This is a genomic window from Mesorhizobium sp. M7A.F.Ca.US.011.01.1.1, from assembly GCF_003998295.1.
Classification (GTDB): domain Bacteria; phylum Pseudomonadota; class Alphaproteobacteria; order Rhizobiales; family Rhizobiaceae; genus Mesorhizobium.
The window spans coordinates 1-21,823 of record NZ_RZRT01000004.1; the positions used below are offsets into that span (position 1 = coordinate 1).

General features: G+C 61.7%; 18 protein-coding genes and 1 tRNA gene. 9 read left to right on the forward strand and 10 right to left on the reverse strand.

The window, feature by feature from the left end:
* The 3 genes from EOA13_RS06815 to EOA13_RS06825 form a co-directional block, all read right to left on the reverse strand.
* Positions 1-181, reverse strand: a 181-nt coding sequence (locus tag EOA13_RS06815) for an NAD-dependent epimerase/dehydratase family protein (protein ID WP_127290780.1), incomplete at its 3' end; no start/stop codon positions are given.
* On the reverse strand, positions 181-1,455 hold the full coding sequence (locus tag EOA13_RS06820; protein WP_127290782.1) for a nucleotide sugar dehydrogenase: 1,275 nt from the start codon (positions 1,453-1,455) through the stop codon (positions 181-183). The genes EOA13_RS06820 and EOA13_RS06815, both read right to left, overlap by 1 nt.
* Positions 1,456-1,498: 43 nt before the next feature.
* Positions 1,499-2,776 carry a sugar transferase gene (locus EOA13_RS06825; protein WP_245490319.1) on the reverse strand — a complete coding sequence of 426 codons (1,278 nt, stop codon included), beginning with the start codon at positions 2,774-2,776 and terminating at the stop codon, positions 1,499-1,501.
* Positions 2,777-3,463: 687 nt separating this feature from the next.
* Here EOA13_RS06825 and EOA13_RS06830 point away from each other — a divergent pair.
* On the forward strand, positions 3,464-4,651 hold the full coding sequence (locus EOA13_RS06830) for a Fic family protein (RefSeq protein WP_127290786.1): 1,188 nt from the start codon (positions 3,464-3,466) through the stop codon (positions 4,649-4,651).
* 93 nt (positions 4,652-4,744) lie between these two features.
* On the opposite strand, the gene EOA13_RS06835 is transcribed toward EOA13_RS06830, so the two are convergent.
* Complete coding sequence (locus EOA13_RS06835; protein WP_127290788.1) at positions 4,745-5,335, reverse strand: biotin transporter BioY; 591 nt, start codon at positions 5,333-5,335, stop codon at positions 4,745-4,747.
* A gap of 117 nt (positions 5,336-5,452) precedes the next feature.
* Between EOA13_RS06835 and EOA13_RS06840 the strand changes: the two genes are divergently transcribed.
* The gene (locus EOA13_RS06840; RefSeq protein ID WP_127290790.1) at positions 5,453-6,379 is read left to right on the forward strand and encodes an MBL fold metallo-hydrolase; all 927 of its coding nucleotides are present in this window, start codon (positions 5,453-5,455) and stop codon (positions 6,377-6,379) included.
* 31 nt (positions 6,380-6,410) lie between these two features.
* On the opposite strand, the gene EOA13_RS06845 is transcribed toward EOA13_RS06840, so the two are convergent.
* Positions 6,411-7,196, reverse strand: a complete 786-nt coding sequence (locus EOA13_RS06845) for a DUF1499 domain-containing protein (RefSeq protein ID WP_127290792.1) — start codon at positions 7,194-7,196, stop codon at positions 6,411-6,413.
* Between the two features lie 80 nt (positions 7,197-7,276).
* A complete protein-coding gene (locus EOA13_RS06850) occupies positions 7,277-8,905 on the reverse strand; it encodes a fatty-acid--CoA ligase (protein WP_127290794.1) in 1,629 nt (542 codons plus the stop codon).
* A gap of 182 nt (positions 8,906-9,087) precedes the next feature.
* On the opposite strand from EOA13_RS06850, the gene EOA13_RS06855 reads away from it, so the two are divergent.
* Together EOA13_RS06855 and EOA13_RS06860 are read left to right on the forward strand one after the other, a co-directional pair.
* Positions 9,088-9,444: a hypothetical protein gene (locus tag EOA13_RS06855; RefSeq protein WP_023808564.1), complete on the forward strand. Its 357-nt coding sequence runs from the start codon at positions 9,088-9,090 to the stop codon at positions 9,442-9,444.
* 142 nt (positions 9,445-9,586) lie between these two features.
* The gene (locus EOA13_RS06860; RefSeq protein WP_127290796.1) at positions 9,587-9,976 is read left to right on the forward strand and encodes a DUF427 domain-containing protein; all 390 of its coding nucleotides are present in this window, start codon (positions 9,587-9,589) and stop codon (positions 9,974-9,976) included.
* A 39-nt stretch (positions 9,977-10,015) separates the two neighbouring features.
* Here EOA13_RS06860 and EOA13_RS06865 read toward each other — a convergent pair whose 3' ends face one another.
* The 3 genes from EOA13_RS06865 to ppdK form a co-directional block, all read right to left on the reverse strand.
* Complete coding sequence (locus EOA13_RS06865) at positions 10,016-10,756, reverse strand: polysaccharide deacetylase family protein (RefSeq protein ID WP_127290798.1); 741 nt, start codon at positions 10,754-10,756, stop codon at positions 10,016-10,018.
* 167 nt (positions 10,757-10,923) lie between these two features.
* A complete protein-coding gene (locus EOA13_RS06870) occupies positions 10,924-12,027 on the reverse strand; it encodes a glycosyltransferase family 9 protein (protein WP_127290800.1) in 1,104 nt (367 codons plus the stop codon).
* Positions 12,028-12,145: 118 nt separating this feature from the next.
* Positions 12,146-14,824, reverse strand: coding sequence for a pyruvate, phosphate dikinase (gene ppdK, locus EOA13_RS06875; RefSeq protein WP_127290802.1), 2,679 nt, complete (start codon positions 14,822-14,824; stop codon positions 12,146-12,148).
* A 222-nt stretch (positions 14,825-15,046) separates the two neighbouring features.
* Between ppdK and EOA13_RS06880 the strand changes: the two genes are divergently transcribed.
* The 4 genes from EOA13_RS06880 to EOA13_RS06895 all read left to right on the forward strand — a co-directional run bounded on the left by EOA13_RS06880 (position 15,047) and on the right by EOA13_RS06895 (position 18,953).
* Positions 15,047-15,391, forward strand: a complete 345-nt coding sequence (locus tag EOA13_RS06880; protein WP_127290804.1) for a VOC family protein — start codon at positions 15,047-15,049, stop codon at positions 15,389-15,391.
* A 128-nt stretch (positions 15,392-15,519) separates the two neighbouring features.
* Positions 15,520-15,594: transfer RNA gene (locus EOA13_RS06885), tRNA-Gln, on the forward strand.
* 227 nt (positions 15,595-15,821) lie between these two features.
* Positions 15,822-17,912 (forward strand): O-antigen ligase family protein, encoded by a 2,091-nt coding sequence (locus tag EOA13_RS06890; protein ID WP_127290806.1) that lies wholly within the window; start codon positions 15,822-15,824, stop codon positions 17,910-17,912.
* Positions 17,913-18,080: 168 nt separating this feature from the next.
* Positions 18,081-18,953 carry a phytanoyl-CoA dioxygenase family protein gene (locus EOA13_RS06895; protein WP_245490320.1) on the forward strand — a complete coding sequence of 291 codons (873 nt, stop codon included), beginning with the start codon at positions 18,081-18,083 and terminating at the stop codon, positions 18,951-18,953.
* Between the two features lie 89 nt (positions 18,954-19,042).
* Here the strand turns inward: EOA13_RS06895 and EOA13_RS06900 are convergent, their stop codons facing one another.
* Positions 19,043-19,942: a LysR family transcriptional regulator gene (locus tag EOA13_RS06900; RefSeq protein WP_127290810.1), complete on the reverse strand. Its 900-nt coding sequence runs from the start codon at positions 19,940-19,942 to the stop codon at positions 19,043-19,045.
* A 128-nt stretch (positions 19,943-20,070) separates the two neighbouring features.
* Here EOA13_RS06900 and EOA13_RS06905 point away from each other — a divergent pair, with 128 nt between their 5' ends.
* Positions 20,071-21,708, forward strand: coding sequence for an ABC transporter substrate-binding protein (locus EOA13_RS06905; RefSeq protein WP_127290812.1), 1,638 nt, complete (start codon positions 20,071-20,073; stop codon positions 21,706-21,708).
* Positions 21,709-21,823: the final 115 nt, after the last annotated feature.

Genomic DNA, 21,823 nt, shown 5'->3' on the forward strand with positions numbered 1-21,823 from the left:
GATAGCCGGCATTGGTCTTGCGGCTCGCCTCGTCCAGAAGCCGCAGCCTCGCCTCCTTGATCTGCGGATCGTAGTAGTCGTTGACGTTGTCGATGCCGACGACCTCGTCACCGCGCTCCAGCAGCCGTTTCGCTACGTGATACCCTATGAAGCCGGCCGCGCCGGTGACCAGAACCCTCATCAGAAGCGCCCATCCGTAACATGCCTGGGGAACAGACCCTTGATGTCGTAGATGACGCCCGGGGTCTTGCAAAGCGCCTGCAGGCCGTCGACGCCCAGCGCGCGGAACTGCCTGTGGCCGACGGCCACGATAACGCCATCATAGCGCTGATCGGGAATGTCCTTCATGCTGGCTATGCCGAAGGCACGCGCGCATTCCTGCGCGTTGACCCAGGGGTCCCATATGTCGATGCCGGCATTGTATTCCTTCAGTTGGGCAACGATATCGGCGACCTTGGAATTCCTCAGGTCCGGACAATTTTCCTTGAAGGCCGCGCCCATCACCAGAATCCGGCTGCCAACGACAGGTATTCCCTTGCGCATCATCAGGCGGGCCGTCTGATCCGCCGCGTGCTGACCCATGCCGTCATTGATACGGCGGCCGGCAAGAATCACCTCCGGATGATAGCCGAGTTCCTGGGCCTTGTGGGTGAGATAGTAGGGATCGACCCCGATGCAGTGGCCGCCGACGAGACCAGGCGTGAAGCGCAGGAAATTCCATTTGGTGCCGGCGGCTTCCAGCACTTCGGACGTGTCGATGCCGAGCTTGCCGAAGATAAGCGACAGCTCGTTCATCAGCGCGATGTTGAGGTCGCGCTGAGTGTTCTCGATGACCTTGGCCGCTTCGGCGACCGCAATGCTCGAGGTACGGTGCGTGCCTGCCGGCACGATCGAGGCATAGAGCGCATCGATACCTTCGGCCGCTTCCGGCGTCGAGCCGCTGGTGACCTTGACGATCGTCTGCAACCGATGCTCGCGGTCGCCCGGATTGATGCGCTCGGGACTGTAGCCGAGGAAGAACCCCTCATTGTAGCGCAGGCCCGAATGTTTCTCGATCAGCGGAGCGCACACCTCTTCCGTGCAGCCGGGGTAGACCGTCGATTCGAAGATCACCACCGCGCCTGGCGATATGACCTCACCGACCAAAGTCGATGCCATGATCAGCGGTTTCAGATCCGGACGGTTGGCCCTGTCGATCGGCGTCGGAACCGTGACGATGAAAATCCCGCAATCGCGCAGATCGGCCTTGTCTGTGGTGAATGTCAGCCGCGACGCAGCACTGATCTCATCACTGCTGGCTTCCAGCGTATGATCGTCACCACACTTCAGCGCGTCCACCCTCGACTGGTCGATGTCGAACCCGACGACATCCCTGGTGGCGCCAAAAGCGACCGCCAGCGGCAGGCCGACATAGCCAAGCCCGATGATCGCTATTTTCCTGGAGGCGAGATCCATCTGCTTCCTGCGCTTGCTATTCCAGAGCCATGCTTCGCATTGGTTATCGTGCACCAAAGCCGGTAAGCATCGTTTTCATTGTCTTGAGGGTTATCAAAACGTCCAGCCAAGGCGAAAAGTTCTTTATGTAATAGAAATCATAGTGCAATTTTTCCATAACGTCATCGACGGCAGCCACATGCCCCTGATTTACTTGTGCCCACCCACTTATGCCCGGCCTGACGATATGCCTGTAGCGATAGAATGGCAGCTCAGCCTCGTACCACTGTGACAGCACGACAGCTTCCGGTCGCGGTCCGATCCAACTCATTTCGCCACGCAGGATGTTGATGACCTGCGGCAGTTCGTCGATCCTGGATTTTCGCAGGAAACGCCCGACTCGGGTGATGCGATCATCATCGCGCCTGGTGATCGCCCTCTCCTTGTCGCTGCCGGCGCCAGAGTGCTGGCGCATCGAGCGAAACTTGTAGACCGTGCAGATCTTGCCCCGGTAGCCCATGCGCTGCTGGCGAAACAGCGCGGGACCATCCGAATCCAGCCGGATCAGCAGCGCTATCAACGCCAGAACCGGGGAAAGAACGATAATCAAGACAAGTGCCGAGACCCAGTCGGCTGCCTGCTTGATCTTGAGATAGGCCTGGTTCGGATTGAGTGAACCAAGCGTGTTTTCCGACAGGTGCTCGATCTCGACCCGACCGGTCAGCGACTCGCTGACCTGCTTGACGTGGTATACGGGCGTTCCCGAAAGGGCCCGATCCGCGATGTACCGTTCCCATTCCGCGCCAAGATCGGCACGCAGATCAACGACCACGCCGCTGGCTCTTTCGATTATCGTACTGGTCGACTTGATCCAAAACCAATGCACACCCGGTAACGTCTTGAGGCGCTCGACATCTCCGCCGGGAATCACCACGAGCCGGTACGGATCGAGACGCCGCGTCAACAGGCTCAGGCCGAAGTACCAGAGGGTGGACTGCGTGAAACTGGCGGCGGCCTGAAACCGGCTGTACTCGAACCGAAAAAAGAAGATGGTCAGGAAAACAGCCCCGTAGGACAGGGCAAATGTCGGCAAGATGTAACTTGCCGCGGCCACGCCCGGGAAATTTCCGATGCGGCGATAGGACAAAAAGCCCACAAGGTGCGCGATGACCGCAGCGGCCACCGTGACCTGAAGATTGGCCGAATAGATAAATTCAGGATTGAAGACAATCCGGATGATCGCCGGCGCAAAAATCGCGAATGTCAGTCCGCCAAGCAGTTGAAACCGAATCCTGAACAGGAAGTGCCGGCTTCCGACAATAGTCGACGCTGCGACATTCAACGTCTTCCCCCTTCCCCGAAGCTGCCGTGTCGGCGACAGACCAGCGCGATAGTGCATCTGACCTGATCGCTCACAACAACGAATCGGACGTCTCGCCTCCCGGCGATTCGATACAGTCGAAGACCAAGGGCTACGACAGTGCGGCGGCACCAGCAAGCATCTATTTCACGTCAACGGTTGGGGGAAGTTATGATCAACAGCATTGTTTGATTCTGTAGAAAAGCCGCGGTGCGCGCAGCGCCGATGCTGGGATGATTGCTGACGCGCTGCAGTTTTTCAGCACCGCTTCGGCGATCACATCCCTTAGCGAGTCGCGCGCGAGCTTGGACCGATAGATTTCGAGAGCGGGATTTTGTGTTCCCGAAGTCGCTGGATTTCGCGTCGTCGTTGTCCCATCTATCCTTCGATCGTCAAAGTTCGGCCAAAGGATCGGCCAAATATTCCGGGCGACCGCGGCTTTGTGCATGGTTATCAGCATGTTAGGCACGCCGAACATCGGCCACCATGATCATCATCGGCATCGGCAACATCGCTGAATGCCCAATACCTGCAGCGGTGACAGATGCCTATGGCCAGCGGAAGCCGACAGGGTGCCGATGATCGGTCGGAAGATCGGCCAAATATCCTAGCGAATTCGAAATATATCTTTATAATTACGTATTTAGCGAAAGCCAAGATCGGCCAGCCATGGAAGAAAGCGTACAGCGCATCGAACCGGCACGCCTGACGGATGTATCCGAAACTATATCGGATGCGCTTGCGGAGCTATCGGCCACGTCGGCCATTTTGGGCCAAAGCCTGCACCCACGTACCGCTGCCAACCTCGCCGATCTGGTACGCATCATGAACACCTACTACAGCAACCTGATCGAGGGCCATGATACGCGCCCGCACGACATCGAGCGGGCGCTGGCCGGAAATTTCGATCGAGACGAGAGCCGCCGCAACCTGCAGCTAGAAGCGGCCGCCCATGTTCGCCTGCAAGCCGAGATCGATCGTATGGCCGCCGAGAAGCGGTTGCCTGAGCCTGCATCCACCGAGTTTTTGCGATGGCTGCATGCGGAATTCTACCGCGATGCGGAATCGCCCATGCTGACCATCAAGGGTTCCGGCCGCGAATTCGTTATGACTAGAGGCGAGTGGCGGTCGAAGCCAGAGCATGACGTCGCCGTCGGCCGGCATGAGCCGCCTTCGAGCGAGCGCGTCGACGACTTCATGCAGTATTTTGCCATGCGCTATCGCTTCGGTGGGCTGGGCAAAGCCGGACGGATCCTGGCCATTCCTGCTGCGCATCACCGTTTCAACTACATTCACCCGTTCCCCGACGGCAATGGCCGCGTCAGCCGTTTGATGAGCCATGCCATGACCCATGAGGCCGGGATCGCCGCGCATGGGCTGTGGTCGATCTCACGCGGTCTGGCGCGCGGCGTGAAAAGCCGCACGGACTACAAGCGCATGATGGATCATGCCGATATGCCCCGCCAGGGTGATCTCGACGGACGGGGCAACCTCTCCGAGCGCGCACTCGGCGACTTTACGCTATGGTTCATGCAGGTGTGCATCGATCAGGTGAACTTTATGACCGACTTGCTCGATCTCGACACGCTCGCGAAGCGGCTGCGTCGCTACGTCGAGCGCAGCGGCCTGAAACCCGAAGCCGGCCGCTTCCTGGAGGAAGCGCTAATGCGCGGTGAATTTGAACGTGGCGAAGCATCACGCATTAGCGGACTGCCCGAGCGCACGGCGCGCCGCGTGTTCAATGAGGTGATCGCGCTCGGTTTGTTGGCGTCGGAAACACCCAAAGGTCCGGTGTCGCTACGCTTCCCGGCCGACGCATTGGATTCACTGTTTCCGAAGCTGTTTCCAGAAACCTAGGTGAGATTACTTGGCGGACGCCACGCCGAAATCCGCCAATCACGCCATGCCAGCCAAGGCTTGATTGCTCAAGCCGCTGGCCCTGCTCGCGTTTCAGCCGCGCTTCAGCAGCGTCCAAACGGCCGGCACAAGGCTTGCCGCCAGAGCAACCTTGATCAGGTCGCCGACGATGAAGGGCACGACGCCGAACTGCCACGACTTTTCCGGGCCGATCAGCAGAGCCAGCCAGGCAAAGCCCATTGCCATCATGACGACTTCGCCAACCAGCATGGCGTTGAAAAGCTTGATCGGATGGCGGTCCCAGCCGCGATCCGCCGCCCAGCCGACAATTGCCGCCATGACCACGAAGCCGGCGAGATAGCCGCCGGTCGAGCCGAGCATGTAAGCAATGCCGAGCCCCTTTTCAGGCGTGCTCTGGAAGACGGGGAAGCCCATGGCGCCCTCCGCCATGTAGAGCAGCAGGGTGGCGACGCCGAGACGCATGCCGAAGGCGGCGGCGATCAGCAGCACGGCCAGCGTCTGCATCGAAATGTCGACCGGCCCGAGCATAACCTTGGTCTTGGCCGACAGGGTCAGCACAAGCGTTCCGGCGATGGCCAGGAAAAGCTGCGTTGCCAGCCGCGCCGCGCCATTTTGCGGCAGAGCCAGAGAAACAAGCGGACGCGTCGTAGTTGCAATTGCCATGGTATTTCCCCAATCCGATTGCCGCACACCGATGTTCGCGGCCTCACATCCTCCTATATTGGCTTGCGTGTTATGCGGCAATCGGTTTTGCCGTTTCCCGAAACAAGGCACCGACGCATGGCACTGAAATTCGATACCGGCTTCGACCCCTTCTATGGCCAGGGGGTGAACGTCGCGCCCGATGTCCAGCGCATCACGGCCCGCAATCCAAGCCCTTTCACCTTTCACGGCACCAACAGCTACATAATTGGCCGCGATACGCTGGCGGTGATCGATCCGGGGCCGGATGACGAGGCGCATCTGCGGACCCTGCTCGGCGTGATCGCAGACCGGCCGGTCAGTCATATCTTCGTCAGCCACACGCATCGCGACCACTCCCCGCTGGCGGCCCGGCTGAAAGAGCGCACCGGCGCCCTCGTGCTGGCAGAGGGGCCGCACCGGCCGGCAAGAGCCCTGCATATCCGCGAGACCAATGCGCTCGATGCCAGTGCCGACACGGCTTTCGTCCCTGATGTCGCCCTGCCCGACGGCGAGGTGGTCGACGGCGACGGCTGGTCGATCAGGACGGTTCTGACCCCGGGCCACACCGCCAATCATGCGGCATTCGCGCTGGAAAGAATTGGCGCGCTGGAGGGAACCGGCATCCTGTTTTCGGCCGATCATGTCATGGCCTGGGCAACCTCCATCGTCGCCCCGCCGGATGGAGCGATGGCCGACTACATGGCCTCGCTGGATCGCTTGATCGAACGCGGGGACCGCTTGCTGTTGCCCGGACATGGCGGGCCGGTGACAGCACCGCGCGCTTTCATGCGTGGGTTGAAGACGCATCGCAAGATGCGCGAGCGCGCCATTCTGGAGCGGGTCAGAGAAGGCGACCGGACGATCGTGGACATGGTCAAGGCGATCTACAGGGACACCGACCCGCGGCTGCATGCCGCCGCCGGATTGTCGGTGCTTGCCCATCTCGAGGATTTGACGGCGCGCGGCCTGGTTGTGACCGATGCCGCACCGGCCATCGACGGCATTTTCACGCCGGCCGGATAGGCCGCCTGGACCGCTGCCAGGTGCCGACGCCTTATTCGGCCGGCGCGGCGCCAACCTGATCGGCGACCTCCTGGTCGAGTTCCGCCAGGAATTCGGTGATGCGCGCGGCATTGTCGCCAAGGTCGTAGCGGCCGTAGCGGGATGCCGACCGCATGTCGACGATGACCGTGTCGCCATCGTCCGTCACGCGGATCGCCACATCGGCGGGAAGGCCGATCACGAAGCCCTTGGCGACGGCCGTGATGGTCACCTCGCTTTGCCCGGCGAGATCGGGATAGGGTTCCGACAGCTCCCAGTCGCGCCGGTCGAGTACGGTTTCGACGGCATTGACGACAGTCTCGAACGGCAGGTCGTAGCTGCGTGCGCTGACCAGCGGATAGCTATCGGTCTGCAGCCGCTGTTCCCCAGGCGTCGACGGCGCAAGCACGTTCATATCCTTCGTGCGGTCGCTCACGTCGAGCGCCGGCGGTTCGTCGAAATCCGTCGAGATATCCCTGAGCGGCGGATAGATCGTCGCCCAGTATGCGGCGACGCCGTAGGGTGCGAGCACCAGCAGCGCCAGCAGCGCGCCGACCGTCAGGTCGCGACCGCCGCGGTCGCCGAAATTCCAGAGCCGCGAAAAGGCAAACCCGGCAAACAACAGCGCTATCGCCGCCAGCAGCGCGACAATGCCCAGCACCCACAGAAAGATAGGTGTTTCGACGAGATCGAAGCGATGGCCGACGAAGACCGTCAGCAGCAGCACCAACGAAAAAGCGGCCGTGCGCCGCGACCAGCCGGCCGCCTTCGACGTTTGCCGTTCAGGAATGCTAACCATCGTTTTCCGTGCTGCCCCAACCCGAACGGAGACTTAGTGCCTTTTTGCGATGGCATGAAGCCGAAACATGCACCATCGCGTCAATCCGTCGGCAAGCGATAGTCCTTGAATCGCTGGCGCAAGGTGATCTTCTGGATCTTGCCGGTGGCGGTGTGCGGAATTTCACCGACGAAAGCGACATCGTCCGGCATCCACCATTTGGCCACCTTGCCGTCCATGAAGTCGAGAATGTCAGCCTTGGTCGGTTCCTTGCCCGGTTTGCGGACGACGACCAGCAGCGGCCGTTCGCCCCATTTCGAATGCTGAACGCCGATGGCTGCCGCCTCGGCGACATCGGGATGGCCAACAGCCAGATTCTCGAGGTCGATGGTCGAAATCCATTCGCCGCCGGACTTGATGACGTCCTTGGCGCGATCGGTGATCTGCATATAGCCGCCGGCGTCGATGTGGGCGACGTCGCCGGTGTCGAACCAGCCATCCTCATCGAACTGCTCCACGCCGGCGCCGCCATAATAGGCACGGGCAACGGCCGGCCCACGCACTTTCAGGCGGCCAAATGTCTTGCCGTCCCAGGGTTGCGCATTGTTGTCGTCGTCGGTCACCTTCATTTCGACGCCGAACGGCGGATAGCCCTGTTTCTGCTGGACATCGAGCCGGGCTTCGCCCTCAAGACCGGCATAGTCCGGCTTCAGGGTACACAGCGTGCCGAGCGGCGACATTTCGGTCATGCCCCAGGCATGGATAACCTGGACATCGTAGTTCTGCTGAAACTTGGTCATGATCGCGCGCGGGCAGGACGAGCCGCCGATGACAACCTTGTTCAGATAGGGAAGCTTCTTGCCGGTCTCCTCCAGATGCTGCAGCAGCATCATCCAGACGGTCGGCACGGCGGCGCTGAAGGTCACCTTCTCGGTGTCGAGCAGTTCATAGATCGAGGCGCCGTCCATCTTGCAGCCGGGCATAACAAGCTTGGCGCCGATCATCGGCCCGCTCTGGCCAAGGCCCCAGGCATTGGCGTGAAACATCGGCACGACAGGCAGGATCGTATCGCGCGACGACAGCCCCATGGCGTCGGGCATGGCAGCGATCATGGCGTGCAGCACGTTCGAACGATGGCTGTAGACGACGCCCTTGGGATCGCCCGTGGTCCCGGACGTGTAACACATGCCGGCGGCGGTGCCTTCGTCGAAGGTCTTCCAGGCGAAGTCGCCATCCGCTTCGTCAAGCCAATCTTCATAGGCGACCGCGTTGGGCAATGTCGTCGGCGGCATATGCGCCCTGTCGGTCAGCACGATCACCTGTTTCAGCGATTTTACGGCGCCGGCGATTTTCTCGAGCAGCGGCACGAAGGTCAGGTCGACGAAGACTGCCTTGTCCTCGGCATGGTTCATGATCCAGACGATCTGCTCGGGAAACAGCCGCGGATTGAGCGTGTGGTAGATGGCGCCGATGCCCATGATGCCGTACCAGGCTTCGATATGGCGTGCGGTGTTCCAGGCCAGCGTCGCGATACGGTCGCCCAGCCCATAGCCGTCGCGCTCCAGCCGCTGGGCGACCTTCAGGGCACGACGATGGATGTCGGCGTAAGTGGTACGCACGATCGGCCCCTCGATCGAGCGCGTCACGATTTCGCGCACGCCATGCTGCCGCTCGGCATTGTCGATGAGCTTATGGCAAAGCAGCGGCCATTCCTGCATCAGTCCCAGCATTCGGTCCTCCCTCACGCTTTTGCGTTGTGCTTTTCGGGCTATTGTGGAGCGAACCGGCGGATTGTCCAGCCGCCAATACGGCCGAGCGCTGCATTGGGAACAACCGCCACAATCCGGCCATCGTCGGCGTTAAGCTTCGTTAACGGGCAAAGGGGTGCGATTGGCGACTGGAAGAGGTTCGCATGGACGCGCAGCTCGACGACAAGGCTCTCGAGAGTACGCTTGCCGAAAGTCTGGCCGATGTGGTGCCGGACACAAAGACTGTTTCCGAAGATGAATTTGTTGAAGTTGTCGGCGGCGCGCTGGAAGCGGTCGGCGGCACGCTGCTGTTCAAGATGTGCGTCCAGAATCAGGGCGAGGACCAGCACGTCGCGGCCGCGTCAGTCGGCGATGGCGGAAACCGCCAGTTCCTGCTGCTCACCTTGCCTACCGGCGGCGGTTCCTTGAAGGTCGAGACCGTATCGAGAAGCAGCAACCCGGTCGCCGGGATCGCTGCCGCCTATGCCGGTCTCATGGACGTGTTCAAGGCCGCTGCCTGACAGCTGACGACAAGTATCTCGAGGGTTCCAAGGCGCGATCCATCGGCGTCGGCCCGGCAAGTTTTGCGTGCTGGATGGCGATAGCGGCTTGCACAATGCGCTTGCGCGACACACCTTAAAGTCACGCAAGGAGAGCCCCCGCATGGATCAGATCGCCAACCCCGCACCCGGTTTCCAACGCAACCCGGACAAAATCATCACCATCGAGCCCTATGCCGGCACCGTTACCGTGCGTGCCGGAGACGTGGTCATCGCTTCAACAGCGGAGGCCAAGGTGCTGACCGAGGCCCCCTATCCGGCGGCCTTCTACATTCCGTTCGCCGACATCGATTTCGGCAAGCTTGGCCGCACCGACCACTCGACCCATTGCCCCTACAAGGGCGATGCAAGCTATTGGAGCGTGCTGCCTGCCGGCGAGACCGGCCAGAACGCCATGTGGGCCTACGAGCGGCCTTTCGACGAAATGGCTGAAATCCGCAACCACGGCGCATTCTACGCCAGCAAGGTCACGATCGAAGCCAAACCAGACTGAGCCAACGCCGAAGGCATCGAGATCCGCTCGGCTGGCCACTCACTCCGTCGTGCCGTTGTTGCCGATGCCTTCGGCATCGTCGAGCCGCACAAAGGTCAAGCCCTTGGCCTTGAGCGCCAGCAGCCCCTGCACCACGCCTTCGCCGGCCGCATGGGTCGGCTGGTTGATGTGCGAGATGATGACGTCGCCATCCTTGGCCGCCGCGATGCGCCGGGCGGTCTCCTTGGCGCCAAGCAAAGAGCCACCGTCGCCGTTTATCGAGAAACCCGCGACCTTGAAGCCAAGCTTGCGGATCATGGCGATTGCCGACGGGCTGTATTCGGCGGTTGCGCCACGAAACCATTTCGGCGCCGGCTCGCCGGTCCCGGCAAGAGCGGCGGCTCCCGATTCGACCTCGGCCAATACCGCGTCCGGGCTGCCGGCGCTGCGGATGCCGTAGATTTTCCGCGGCGTGTCGACCGCCGGAATGTGGTGGCCGCCGTGATTTTCCAGTTCGAACAGATCGGGATGCGCCCGCATGATCTCGACAGCGGCGGCATTTCGCTTCAGCCAGATGCCGGTGACGAAAATGGTGGCGGGAATCTTGTTGTCCACCAGCGCCGAAAGGATCCGGTTGTCGGTCTGTCCACCGCACGCGTCGAGCGTAAGCGCCACGCGGCCGGCTCCGCTCGCCTGCGACTTGATGTGCAGCGTCGGCTCGACGAGCGGCGCGGCATGGCTGGCGGATGCCATCGCCAACGACAGGGCGATCATGCAGAGATTTTTTTGCAGCAGGCGCATCAAACCGATTCCCTGACCCGTCATTTCAAGCAGGCATCCCAACGACCCGCATGAAGGCGGAAATCGGGATGGCGCATAGCAGAAAAGCGCTCCGCGACAATGTGACCGTTCCTGTGGCGAAGGGGGTCATTCCGCCGCGTCGAGCGTCGTGCGTGTGACGCATGATCTCAGATGGCGCGTTCCAGCTTCATTTCGGTGCGCGAAAGAACCTCGCGCACCGCATCGACCACAGGCTTGACCTCCAGGCCCCAGACGCAGCATGCTTTGCTCGGATCCGGCGCGCGGCAGAGGTTTTCGGCCATGCAGGCGCAAGGCATCGGCGGCTGGAGCGAGATGCTGGGCACGCCGACGGGACCCCAGCGCGACGGCTCCGTCAGACCGAACAATCCGACAACCGGGGTTCCGGTGGCTGCGGCCATGTGCATCGGGCCGCTCTCATTGCCGAGAAACAGCCGAGCCTGTTTCAGCAACGCCAGCAGGCTTTCAAGCGACAGGTCACCGACGAGATTGACGACCGACGGCGCGGTCCTGGCGACGATGCGTTCGGCGATCTCGCGCTCGTCAGGGCCGCCCACTAGGACGACATCCAGGCCGGTCTCGCCGGCAATCTCGACGATCACTGCTGCAAACCGCTCCGGCTGCCAACGTCGGCCCTCGAAACTTGCACCCGCATGCACGGCGATGAATGCGTTTGGCCGCAGATGGTGCTTACCCAGCAGCGCCAATGCTTTCGCCGTCTCCGTTGGCAGCGGCTGAAGGTTCGGAATCACCGTGCGAAGTTCGATGCCGAGCGCTTCGAGCGGCGAGAGGTAGCGGTACAGGAAATGCTGACCATCAAAGCCGTAGGGCTTGGCAAAGACATTGGCGGGTTGCCGCTCCAACATACGCAAGGGTCTTTCGGAAGGATTGTAACCGACACGGGTCTTTGCCTTGACGAGCCCGGTGACGATGCGCGACGTCTTCGAATCGGTCAGGTCGATGGTCAGGTCGAAACGGAAGCGGCGCAACGCCCGCACCATGGCGTAGAGCTCCTTGCCGCGCTCCAAGGGCGTTCCGCGCATGCGGTCGCGCCTGAATGCGACCACCTCGGAAGCGATACCATGGGCCATGACGAAGCTCTCAAAGCGGGCCTCGCACAGAAAGACGATGCTGGCGCCGGGGAATTCGAGCCGCAGGTTCTTGGCGAGCGCCGAGGCGAGGACGAGATCGCCTATAAACTTGGTTTGGACGACCAGGATCGAGTGGAACGGCGCGGGAGAAATCTGCAGCATCTGTTTCCGGGAGCAATTTGCGGATGGCCGCAAATTGGGCAGGAACAATGTCGAGATTACGCGACGCCGCCAGCACGTTCGCGTGAATTGCCTTACAAAATGGTAAGCTGGATGGATCCTATCCTCGGCCTGCCTTCGCAACCAGCACCGCTGCCTGCGCGGCCGCCAGCCTGGCGATCGGCACGCGATAGGGCGAACAGGACACGTAGTCGAGGCCGACCTCTTCGCAAAAGCGGATCGAAGCCGGGTCGCCGCCATGTTCGCCGCAGATGCCGAGCTTGATGTCTGGCCGCGTTGCCTTGCCCTTTTGCGCGGCCATGCGCACCAGTTCGCCGACGCCGTCGATGTCGAGCGAGACGAACGGGTCCTGATCGATAATGCCTTTCTGGCGGTAGGTTTCCAGGAACGAGGCCGCATCGTCGCGCGAGATGCCGAAGGTCGTCTGGGTCAGGTCATTGGTGCCGAAGGAGAAGAATTCGGCCGACTCTGCAATGACATGGGCACGGATCGCGGCGCGGGGGAGCTCAATCATGGTTCCAGTGAGGTAATCGATCTTGACGCCGGTTTCCTCCATGACGCTCTTGGCAACCGCATCGATGCGCGCCTTGACGTAGTCGAGCTCCTTCACCAGGCCGACGAGCGGCACCATGATCTCGGGGACCACCAAGGCGCCGGCCTTCCTGCCGGCCTCCACGGCCGCCTCGAAAATGGCCCGTGCCTGCATCTCGGCGATCTCGGGATAGGAGACGGCCAGGCGGCAGCCGCGATGGCCGAGCATGGGGTTGAACTCGTGCAGCGCCTCGGTGCGCTGCCTGAGTTTGTCCGGCGACACATTCATGGCGGCGGCGACCTCGGCCACTTCCTCCTCAGTCTTGGGCAGGAATTCGTGCAGCGGCGGATCGAGCAGGCGGATCGTCACCGGCAGGCCGGCCATGATCTCGAACAGTTCGAGGAAGTCCGAGCGCTGCATGGGCAGAAGCTTTGCAAGTGCGGCGCGCCGGTCCTTTTCGGTGTCTGCCAGGATCATCTCGCGCATGGCGACGATGCGCTCGCCGTCGAAGAACATGTGCTCGGTGCGGCAAAGGCCGATGCCTTCAGCGCCAAAAGAGCGCGCCATGCGCGCGTCGAGCGGCGTTTCGGCATTGGTGCGCACCTTCATGCGACGCACGGCGTCGGCCCATTCCATGATGGCGGCGAAATCGCCGGAAAGTTCCGGCTGCAACATCGACACGGCGCCCTTCAGCACCTGGCCGTTGCTGCCATCGATGGTGATGATATCACCCTTGCGGAAGGTCGAGCCCATCGCCATCAGCGTGCCGGCCTTGTAGTCGACACGCAGCGAGCCGGCCCCGGAGACGCAAGGCTTGCCCATGCCGCGCGCCACCACCGCGGCGTGGCTGGTCATGCCGCCGCGCGTGGTCAGGATGCCTTCCGCCGCATGCATGCCGTGGATGTCTTCAGGACTGGTTTCGATGCGCACCAGGATCGCCTTGCGGCCCTGCGTCTTCAATTCCTCGGCGTCGCCGGAGGAAAAGACGATCTCGCCGGTGGCGGCACCGGGCGACGCCGGCAGTCCGATGCCGATGACGTCGCGCGCGGCCTTGGGGTCGATGGTCGGATGCAGCAACTGGTCGAGCGAGGCCGGGTCGATACGGGCGACGGCTTCCTCTTTCGTGATCAGCCTGTCCCGCGCCATCTCGACGGCAATTTTCAGCGCCGCCTTGGCGGTGCGCTTGCCGGAGCGGGTCTGCAGCATCCACAATTTGCCGCGCTCGATGGTGAATTCGAGATCCTGCATGTCGCGGTAGTGCTTCTCCAGATTGTCGGAGATGGTGACAAAGGACTGGAACGCGTCAGGCATCAGCTTCTGCAGCGACGGCTTGTCCGAGCCGGCTGCGATACGCGCCGCTTCGGTGATGTTCTGCGGCGTGCGGATGCCGGCGACGACGTCCTCGCCCTGCGCGTTCACCAGGAACTCGCCATAGAGCATCTTTTCGCCGGTCGAAGGGTTGCGCGTGAAGGCAACGCCGGTGGCCGAGGTTTCGCCCATATTGCCGAACACCATGGCCTGGACGTTGACCGCCGTGCCCCAGCTTTCGGGAATGTCGTGCAGGCGGCGATAGGTGATGGCGCGGTTGTTCATCCAGCTCGAGAACACGGCTGATATCGCGCCCCAGAGCTGCTCATGCGGATCCTGCGGAAAAGGCCTGCCGAGCTCTTCCTCGACCTTGGCCTTGTAGAGCGCGATGACGCCTTGCCATTCGAGCGCCGTGAGTTCGGTGTCGAGCTCGTGCCCGAGCCCGCCTTTCTGATCCTCCAGGATTTCCTCGAACACCTCATGATCGAGGCCCATGACGACATCGGAATACATCTGGATGAAGCGGCGGTAGCTGTCATAGGCAAAGCGCGCATCGCCGGAATCGGCGGCCAGCGCCTCGACCGTCTCGTCGTTCAGGCCCAGATTGAGCACGGTGTCCATCATGCCGGGCATCGAGGCGCGAGCGCCCGAACGCACCGACACCAGCAGCAGTTTCGACGGGTCGCCGAACCGACGGCCGGTCAGCCGGCCGATGTGATCGAGCGCGACCGCGACATCGGCTTCCAACCCGGCCGGATAAATACGGCCGTTGGCGTAGTAGGCGTTGCAGACCTCCGTGGTGATGGTGAAGCCCGGCGGCACCGGCAGCCCCAGGCTGCACATCTCGGCCAGGTTGGCGCCCTTGCCGCCCAGGAGATTCCTGTCGCTGGCACGGCCTTCCGCCGCACCATCGCCAAAGGTGAAAACCCATTTGGTCATGCATCGCTCTCCGGTTGCAGGAGATTGGAAAGATTGGCGAAACGGAAAGTTCCGCCGGTCCGTCTTGGAGCGATATGATGCTGCAGTGCGAAAGGCAAGCGCCGGCAAAGCGGTCGGCCTTCTACAATCGATTAAGCAAAAGCCGCGTCCGAAGATGCGGCAAAATGACTTGCCATTCCGAGAGTTTTGATGTAGAACATAAAGGGAACAAACAGGTGCGCCATGAAACTGCCCGGAAAACTCGACTATCTGGAAATGCCCGCGACCGGTGGAACGCTGGACCGGCTGAAGGCTTTCTACAGTACTGCCTTTGCCTGGTCGTTCACCGATTATGGGCCGACCTATTCGGCTTTTGCCGAAGGCCTGGACGGAGGCTTCCAGGCAGATGCCGCGGAAGCGCCATCAAAGCCGCTGCCCGTGCTCTACAGCAGGGATCTGGAGCAAACCCTCGACGCTGTCGAAAGCGCCGGCGGCACGATCGTCAAACCGATCTTCCCGTTCCCCGGCGGCCGGCGCTTCCACTTCGTCGATCCAGCCGGAAACGAGATGGCGGTGTGGTCCGAATAGCCCGCTGCATATCATTTGGCAGCGCTGCGTTGCCTGCCCAATTCGAGCGTTCCAACCGTCACTCATAAGGATTGTGCTTTTTGGCTGCTCTGCTAATAACGCGCCGCACAAGCGACTCTGACGGCAATTGGGGCGTCGCCAAGTGGTAAGGCATCGGTTTTTGGTACCGACATTCCCAGGTTCGAATCCTGGCGCCCCAGCCATCCCGCTCAGGTCCATTCCGGACACATAGGACCCGCGAGTACCTTTGCGATCTTCCATGAAGCCGGTCGGTTAATAGTTCAACTGCGTCATAAGTTCAGCGAAACCAACGCCATAGCCGCAAATTCGGGTCAGCATTTGCACATGATCTGGACAGTGTCGCCTTGAACATCTTCCTCTTTCCATACATAGGTCGGCCAGGTGGGTGGCGGCTCAACATGGAACTTCAATGAACCTTCCTATCTTCGCCATCAACCTCGATCGCGAGACCCAGCGCTGGAGCGAATTGCTCGCCATCGCCGAAGCGGCAGGACTGACCTTGCAGCGCATTGCCGCCGTCGACGGTCGGGCGCTTGCTGAAAAAGACTGGACGGAGATCGATCTGCCAGCCGCGCGCAAGCTGAGCGGGCGCGACATCCTTTCGGGCGAATATGCCTGTTACCGCAGCCATATCCAGGCGCTGGAAATGTTCCTGGCCGGTGGCAGCGCCCATGGCCTGATCGTCGAGGACGACGTCCTCTTCAGCGAAAACACCATGCGGCGCATCGAGGCCATCATCGCGGCGGTGCCGGATTTCGATGTCATCAAGCTGACCAACCATCGCATGAGCTTCTTCATGCGCGCGGTCGAGACAGTGGAAGGCGACGAGATCGGTCGTGCGCTGCATGGCCCGCAAGGCTCGGCCGCCGCCTATCTGGTGACGCGGGAGGGCGCGCAGGGTCTGTTGTCGGCGCTCGCCGTTATGAAAATGCCATGGGACGTTGCACTCGAGCGCTTTTGGGATACCGGCCTGAAAGTCTATTCGGTCCGCCAAAACGTGCTTGGCTTCGCCGCCAGCAGTGGGATCTCGGGCATAGCCGGCCCCTCGGGAAGCTACAAATCCGCAAGGCTGGGCGGGCCGAGCCGGCTACGTGCCGGGGTGTTGCGGGCCAGCGACGAGCTGCGCCGCCTGCATCACGTCCTGCTGCCGCCCCCTCTGCCGCGAGATGCCCTGGATGATGCCAAGGACAACGCGCCGCGCCACACCTTGCTTCTGTTGCTTGCGGCACTCGCCATTCTCGCTTTGGTCTCCGCGGTGTGGCGCGAGGCCGACACCTACCGCTATGCGGGCCTGGCGCTGGCCCTGGTCGCGGTCATCCGCTGGTTCAGGGTGGATTTGTGGACCTACAGCAAACCGCTGATCGGTTGGGTCGGCTTTCTGTGTCTGGTCTGGTCGCTCTATGTCTTCATCCGACTGGCGATCGTCTATTTCGGCACCCACCAGTTGGGTGGCGCCGAAGGCATTTACATGTTTCCGCTGTTCTACGCGACGACCGGCTTCGCGTTTCTGCTGTTTGTCAGGCAACCCGCACGGCTCGTGCTCTGGTTCATGATCCTCAGTCTCGTCTTCCTGGCGGCGGACACCTTCTATTCGGACATGTTTCAAGGCATCCAACCGGCCCCGTGGCTTTTCAACAATCCCATCCACGCGTCGGTAGCGGCCGGTTTCATCTTCCTCTGCACGCTGCAATTCATGGCCTACTCGGCCCAGAGAACGGACCTCGGGAAAGCAACCAAGAACCTGCATTGGGTCCTGTCGACAGCCGTCCTGCTGCTTGCCCTCGTCAATATCATCGAGATGCGGTCAAAGGGAGTGTGGCTTGCGCTTGCGCTCGCTCTGCTCTTGTTGGCGGTCATGACCCTGGCGAGAGGCCATCGTCGCGAACTGTTGGTTTCGGGTGGCGTGCTGGTGATCGTGGCGGCCGGCATTGTCGCAGCACACAACATCTTCTCGTCCACCGCCGACGATACCATGGCATTCATCAAAACCTTGGTTCCGGATGTGTTCAGGCATGGGGTCCTCCCCGCCTTCGACCGCGCCATTGCGAGCGACGCGGTTCCGCTTGCAGCCAAGGAGAGGCTGATGCTGTGGGCGGATGCCATCAATATCTGGAAGCGCCACCCGATCTTCGGAGCCAGTTCCAGCTGGCTGACCGAATGGCAGAACAGAACCTATCATCCCATGATCTTCAACGTCTTCCACAATGGTTATCTGGAGATTGCCGTGCGCTATGGTGTGGTCGGACTGGCGTTCTTTGCCTTTCTCTACACCTGGTCGGCCAGGCAGGTTCTACTGGCCATGCGAGCCAAGCTTGTCGCTCCGGCCGCATGGTCCTGCTACATCTCCACACTGGTCTTCTTCGCCCTAAGCATCCTTACCAATTCCAACAACCGGCTGGCCATGGGTGAGGCCTTCATGTGGTTTGCCGGGGCATTCGGCTTCTACTGTTTTTATGTTCGCCAGCAGAAGAACCTTGTCGCGCCGCGGACCTATTTTTAGGGCCTGCCGGCGCAGCACGTATCTGACCAGCCGATTGCGACCAATGCACCTTTGACGCCCCGCTCAATTTCCCGATAATCGGGAAAGTCGATGCCAAAATCCATGGCTTATCGCCGGCGACCCCTTCGTTACGATCGACACGGATCACAGACAGGGGTTGTCACGGACATGCTGACGGACAGGCAGGCACGCGAGGCGGTGGAGCAGTACCGCGAGGAAGGATACGCGGTCGTTCGACAATTCGTCGACGGCGACGAGATGATCCGGCTGAAGAAGGAAACCGATGCGGTCTATGCCGAAGGCCTCAAGCATCACGCCACCTTCCGGCACGGCAACCTGAATTTCCAGATCCTGCCTGAATCGGACTTTGGCCAGCGCTATGTGCTGCAGGCTTACTGGTTTTCCTGGATCAATTCCTATTTCGAAGAATTCCGCCGCAATCCCGACTATCTGAAGCTGCTCGAGGGCCTGATCGGCCGTGACATAAGGCAGATCGCCCAACAGCTGCACTGGAAGCCGCCCGGCGCCAATGTCACGGGTTATCGCTTCCACCAGGATCTGCGCTTCCGTAACCAGGCCGCCTTCGACAATGTCGCCGACGCCACCGTGACAACAGGCCTCGCGGTCGATGGGGCGACGCTGGACAATGGCTGCCTTCAGGTCGTGCCCGGCAGCCACAAGCTAGGCTATCTCGGCCTGTCGGACGAGGGAACCGGCGAACTGATGAAGGGCCTGACCGCCGAAGAAGAGTTGCGCAAGGTCGGCATCGACCCGGCGACCATCGTTCCGCTGGTGCTGGAGCCGGGCGACCTTGCTTTATGGGGGCTGCTTACCGTGCACGGCTCCTCGCCCAACAAATCGCAGCACGACCGGGCCTTTGCGCTGTCCAGCTATGTGCGGGCCGATACGACGCAACGTGGCGAATGGGCGTTCAGGGACGGTGTTTCGGTGCCGCTCGGCAAGACGCCGGCACTGTGCAAATACGAAAAGCTCTTCGAGGAGCCGGGACCGATGTACGACACCACCGCCTGGTGGAAATGACGCTGCCGCGTCGGGCGACGGGGGCAGAGGGGGCCTGGCGTTCGCGCCAGGCCCCTGACGGCGTTGGCCATGGGCAATCGGGCAGCATTTCAGGCGGTGAAGTCGGCCGACAGTTCGCGGATCAGGAAATCGACGAACGCGCGCACCTTGGCCGCAATATAGGTGCGGTGCGGATAGAGTGCGTAGATCGGGCTGGAGCCGGGGCGAAACTCATCCAGTTGCACTTCCAGCCGGCCGTCCCTGATCGCAGCGTCGACCAGCAGGCTGGGCAGGTTGCCGATGCCGAAACCGGCGGTGGTCATCTGGTAGGCGGCCTCGACGCTGTTGGTCGAGATGCGCCCGCCGACAGCCGCATCGAAAGGGCCGTCGGGTCCGATGAATGGCCACGTGCCAAGGCGCTTGGCGAAATTGCTCAGCACGCAGGAATGGCTTGCCAGCTCATCCGGGTGGACCGGACGGCCGTTTGCATCCCAATAATCGGGCGTGGCGCAGACATAGTTGCGGACTTCACCAAGCCGGCGGGCAATCAGGGCGGAATCCGCCTGACCGCCGAAGCGGATGGCGACATCGTAGCCTTCCTCGACAATGCCGACGACATAACGCGCGGTGAGGTCGAACTCGATCGTGGTGAGCGGGTTTTCTTCGAGGAATTTCGGCACCAGCTTGGTTATGCGCGTGTGGCCCAGAACATTGGAGCAGGAAACCCGGATCAGGCCGCGCGTCTCCTTGTGCAGGCCGCGCGTCGAATCCTGCAGTTCGGAAATGTCGTCGAGCAGGCTGCGCGCACGCGGAGCATAGTCGCGGCCCGCCTCGGTGAGGCTAAGACGCCTTGTGGTGCGATTGATGAGCCGGACGCCGAGGTCGTCTTCCAGTTCCTTGATGGTGCGGCTGACCGCCGTCGTCGACATGTTGAGATCGCGCGCCGCCGCCGACAGGCTGCCCAGCAGGCAGACCCGATCGAACACCCGCATCGCCGTCAGAAGATTCATCTTGCCTTCCCCTCGCCGTCGCGGCCCCGCCGCCATCGGCTGCGTCCTGTAGAAAACAGCGCCCAGCAACGACGCGGCAAGGGCATTCCACCGAATTTGGGCGTAAAATCAACAATGGGAGAACCGATATGACATCCAGACCTCTACATCCGGCGATCGGCACATTTGCGAAAGGCGCGAAGAGCGGCGCGCTTGGCCGCCGCGAGTTCCTGGCGCTGGCCAGCGCCTTCGGCGCCAGCACGGCGATTGCCTATGGGCTCATCGGTCAGCCGGTCCCGGCGCGGGCCGAGGAAGCCGCCCAACCCAGGAAGGGCGGCGTGCTGCGTGTTGCCATGCAGGTGATGGAGCTGGAAGACCCGCGCAAGTTCAAGGTTTCGCAGATGGGCAACATCGCCATGCAGTTTCTCGAACCGCTGGTGCGCTGGAAGCCGGATTTCACCTTCGAGCCGGTGCTGCTGCAGAGCTGGGAGATCAATGCGGACGCCACGGAATATGTGCTCAAGGTGCGCCCGGGGGTGAAATGGTCGAACGGCGACAATTTCACCGCCACGGATGTCGCCTTCAACATCACGCGCTGGTGCGAGAAGGATGCCGCCGGCAACTCGATGGCCGGGCGCATGACCGCGCTGATCGATCCCGACACCAAGGTGGCGCGCACTGGTGCTATCGAGGTTCGCGACGGCCACACCGTGGTCCTGAAACTGTCTCAGCCCGACATCACCATCATCCCCGCGATGACCGACTACCCGGCATTGATCGTCCACCACACCTTCAATCCGAAGGCTGCGCCACTGTCGGCCAACCCCGTTTCCACGGGCCCGTTCGAACTTAAAAAACTCGATGTCGGCGTTGCTGCCTCGGTGCGCAAGCGGCCGGACGGGTCGTGGTGGGGCGGCGAGGTGTTCCTGGACGGCATCGACTGGACCGACTACGGCACCGACTCGGCCGCCACCGTCTCCGCCTTCGAATCCGGTGAGATCGACCTGAATGGGCAGACGCAGTCCTATGACGTCGCCATGCTTGACAGGCTGGGCCTGAAGAAAAGCGAGATCGTCACTGCCGCCACCCTGGTCTCGCGCTGCAACGTCAACGCCAAACCCTATGACGACAAGCGCGTGCGCAACGCCATACAGCTTGCGGTGGACAACGAAGCGGTGCTGCAACTGGGCGCCGACGGCATGGGTATCGTCGCGCAGAACGATCATGTCGGACCGATGCATCCCGAACACGCCGACCTGCCGCCGATCAAACGTGATCCGGTCCGGGCCAGGGCATTGCTCGAGGAAGCCGGCCAGCTCGATTTCGAGTTTGATCTGATCTCGGTCGAAGCCGATTACCGCAAGGAAAGCTCCGATGCCGTCGCCCAGCAGATGCGCGACGCGGGCTTCAAGGTGAAACGCACCGTCATCCCGGAATCGGCATTCTGGAACGACTGGACGAAGTATCCCTTCGCGACCACCAATTGGAACGCCCGACCGCTCGGCATCCAGACCTATGCGCTTGCCTACCAGACCGGTTCGGCATGGAACGAGACAGGGTTCGCCGATCCCGACTTCGATGCCAAGGTCCACAAGGCCAACGCCATCGCCGATCCGGAGCAGCGCCGTGCGGTGATGAAGGAACTGCAGGTCATGCTGCAGGATTCCGGCATCATCGTTCAGCCCTACTGGCGAAAGCTGTTCTGCCACATGAAACCTGCCTTGATGGGTTACCAGATGCATCAGGCCTATGAGCAGGATTTCACCCGGGCCTGGCTCGCCGCCTGATCGCGGGCAATCCCTCCGACAGGGTGGCGCATTTTCGGCGCCGCCCTTCGCCTGCTCACCGGGAAAGTTGCGCCGAAGCGTCGGCATCAAGGGCATCCGAGGAGCAGTGCGGGCT

What these genes read in the sequence shown, in the direction of transcription:
- EOA13_RS06820 (WP_127290782.1), bottom strand. Translation starts at nt 1,455, where the DNA reads ATGGATCTCGCCTCCAGGAAAATAGCGATCATCGGGCTTGGCTATGTC.
- EOA13_RS06830 (WP_127290786.1), top strand. Translation starts at nt 3,464, where the DNA reads ATGGAAGAAAGCGTACAGCGCATCGAACCGGCACGCCTGACGGATGTA.
- EOA13_RS06835 (WP_127290788.1), bottom strand. Translation starts at nt 5,335, where the DNA reads ATGGCAATTGCAACTACGACGCGTCCGCTTGTTTCTCTGGCTCTGCCG.
- EOA13_RS06840 (WP_127290790.1), top strand. Translation starts at nt 5,453, where the DNA reads ATGGCACTGAAATTCGATACCGGCTTCGACCCCTTCTATGGCCAGGGG.
- EOA13_RS06845 (WP_127290792.1), bottom strand. Translation starts at nt 7,196, where the DNA reads ATGGTTAGCATTCCTGAACGGCAAACGTCGAAGGCGGCCGGCTGGTCG.
- EOA13_RS06850 (WP_127290794.1), bottom strand. Translation starts at nt 8,905, where the DNA reads ATGCTGGGACTGATGCAGGAATGGCCGCTGCTTTGCCATAAGCTCATC.
- EOA13_RS06855 (WP_023808564.1), top strand. Translation starts at nt 9,088, where the DNA reads ATGGACGCGCAGCTCGACGACAAGGCTCTCGAGAGTACGCTTGCCGAA.
- EOA13_RS06860 (WP_127290796.1), top strand. Translation starts at nt 9,587, where the DNA reads ATGGATCAGATCGCCAACCCCGCACCCGGTTTCCAACGCAACCCGGAC.
- EOA13_RS06865 (WP_127290798.1), bottom strand. Translation starts at nt 10,756, where the DNA reads ATGCGCCTGCTGCAAAAAAATCTCTGCATGATCGCCCTGTCGTTGGCG.
- EOA13_RS06870 (WP_127290800.1), bottom strand. Translation starts at nt 12,027, where the DNA reads ATGCTGCAGATTTCTCCCGCGCCGTTCCACTCGATCCTGGTCGTCCAA.
- ppdK (WP_127290802.1), bottom strand. Translation starts at nt 14,824, where the DNA reads ATGACCAAATGGGTTTTCACCTTTGGCGATGGTGCGGCGGAAGGCCGT.
- EOA13_RS06880 (WP_127290804.1), top strand. Translation starts at nt 15,047, where the DNA reads ATGAAACTGCCCGGAAAACTCGACTATCTGGAAATGCCCGCGACCGGT.
- EOA13_RS06890 (WP_127290806.1), top strand. Translation starts at nt 15,822, where the DNA reads ATGAACCTTCCTATCTTCGCCATCAACCTCGATCGCGAGACCCAGCGC.
- EOA13_RS06895 (WP_245490320.1), top strand. Translation starts at nt 18,081, where the DNA reads ATGCTGACGGACAGGCAGGCACGCGAGGCGGTGGAGCAGTACCGCGAG.
- EOA13_RS06900 (WP_127290810.1), bottom strand. Translation starts at nt 19,942, where the DNA reads ATGAATCTTCTGACGGCGATGCGGGTGTTCGATCGGGTCTGCCTGCTG.
- EOA13_RS06905 (WP_127290812.1), top strand. Translation starts at nt 20,071, where the DNA reads ATGACATCCAGACCTCTACATCCGGCGATCGGCACATTTGCGAAAGGC.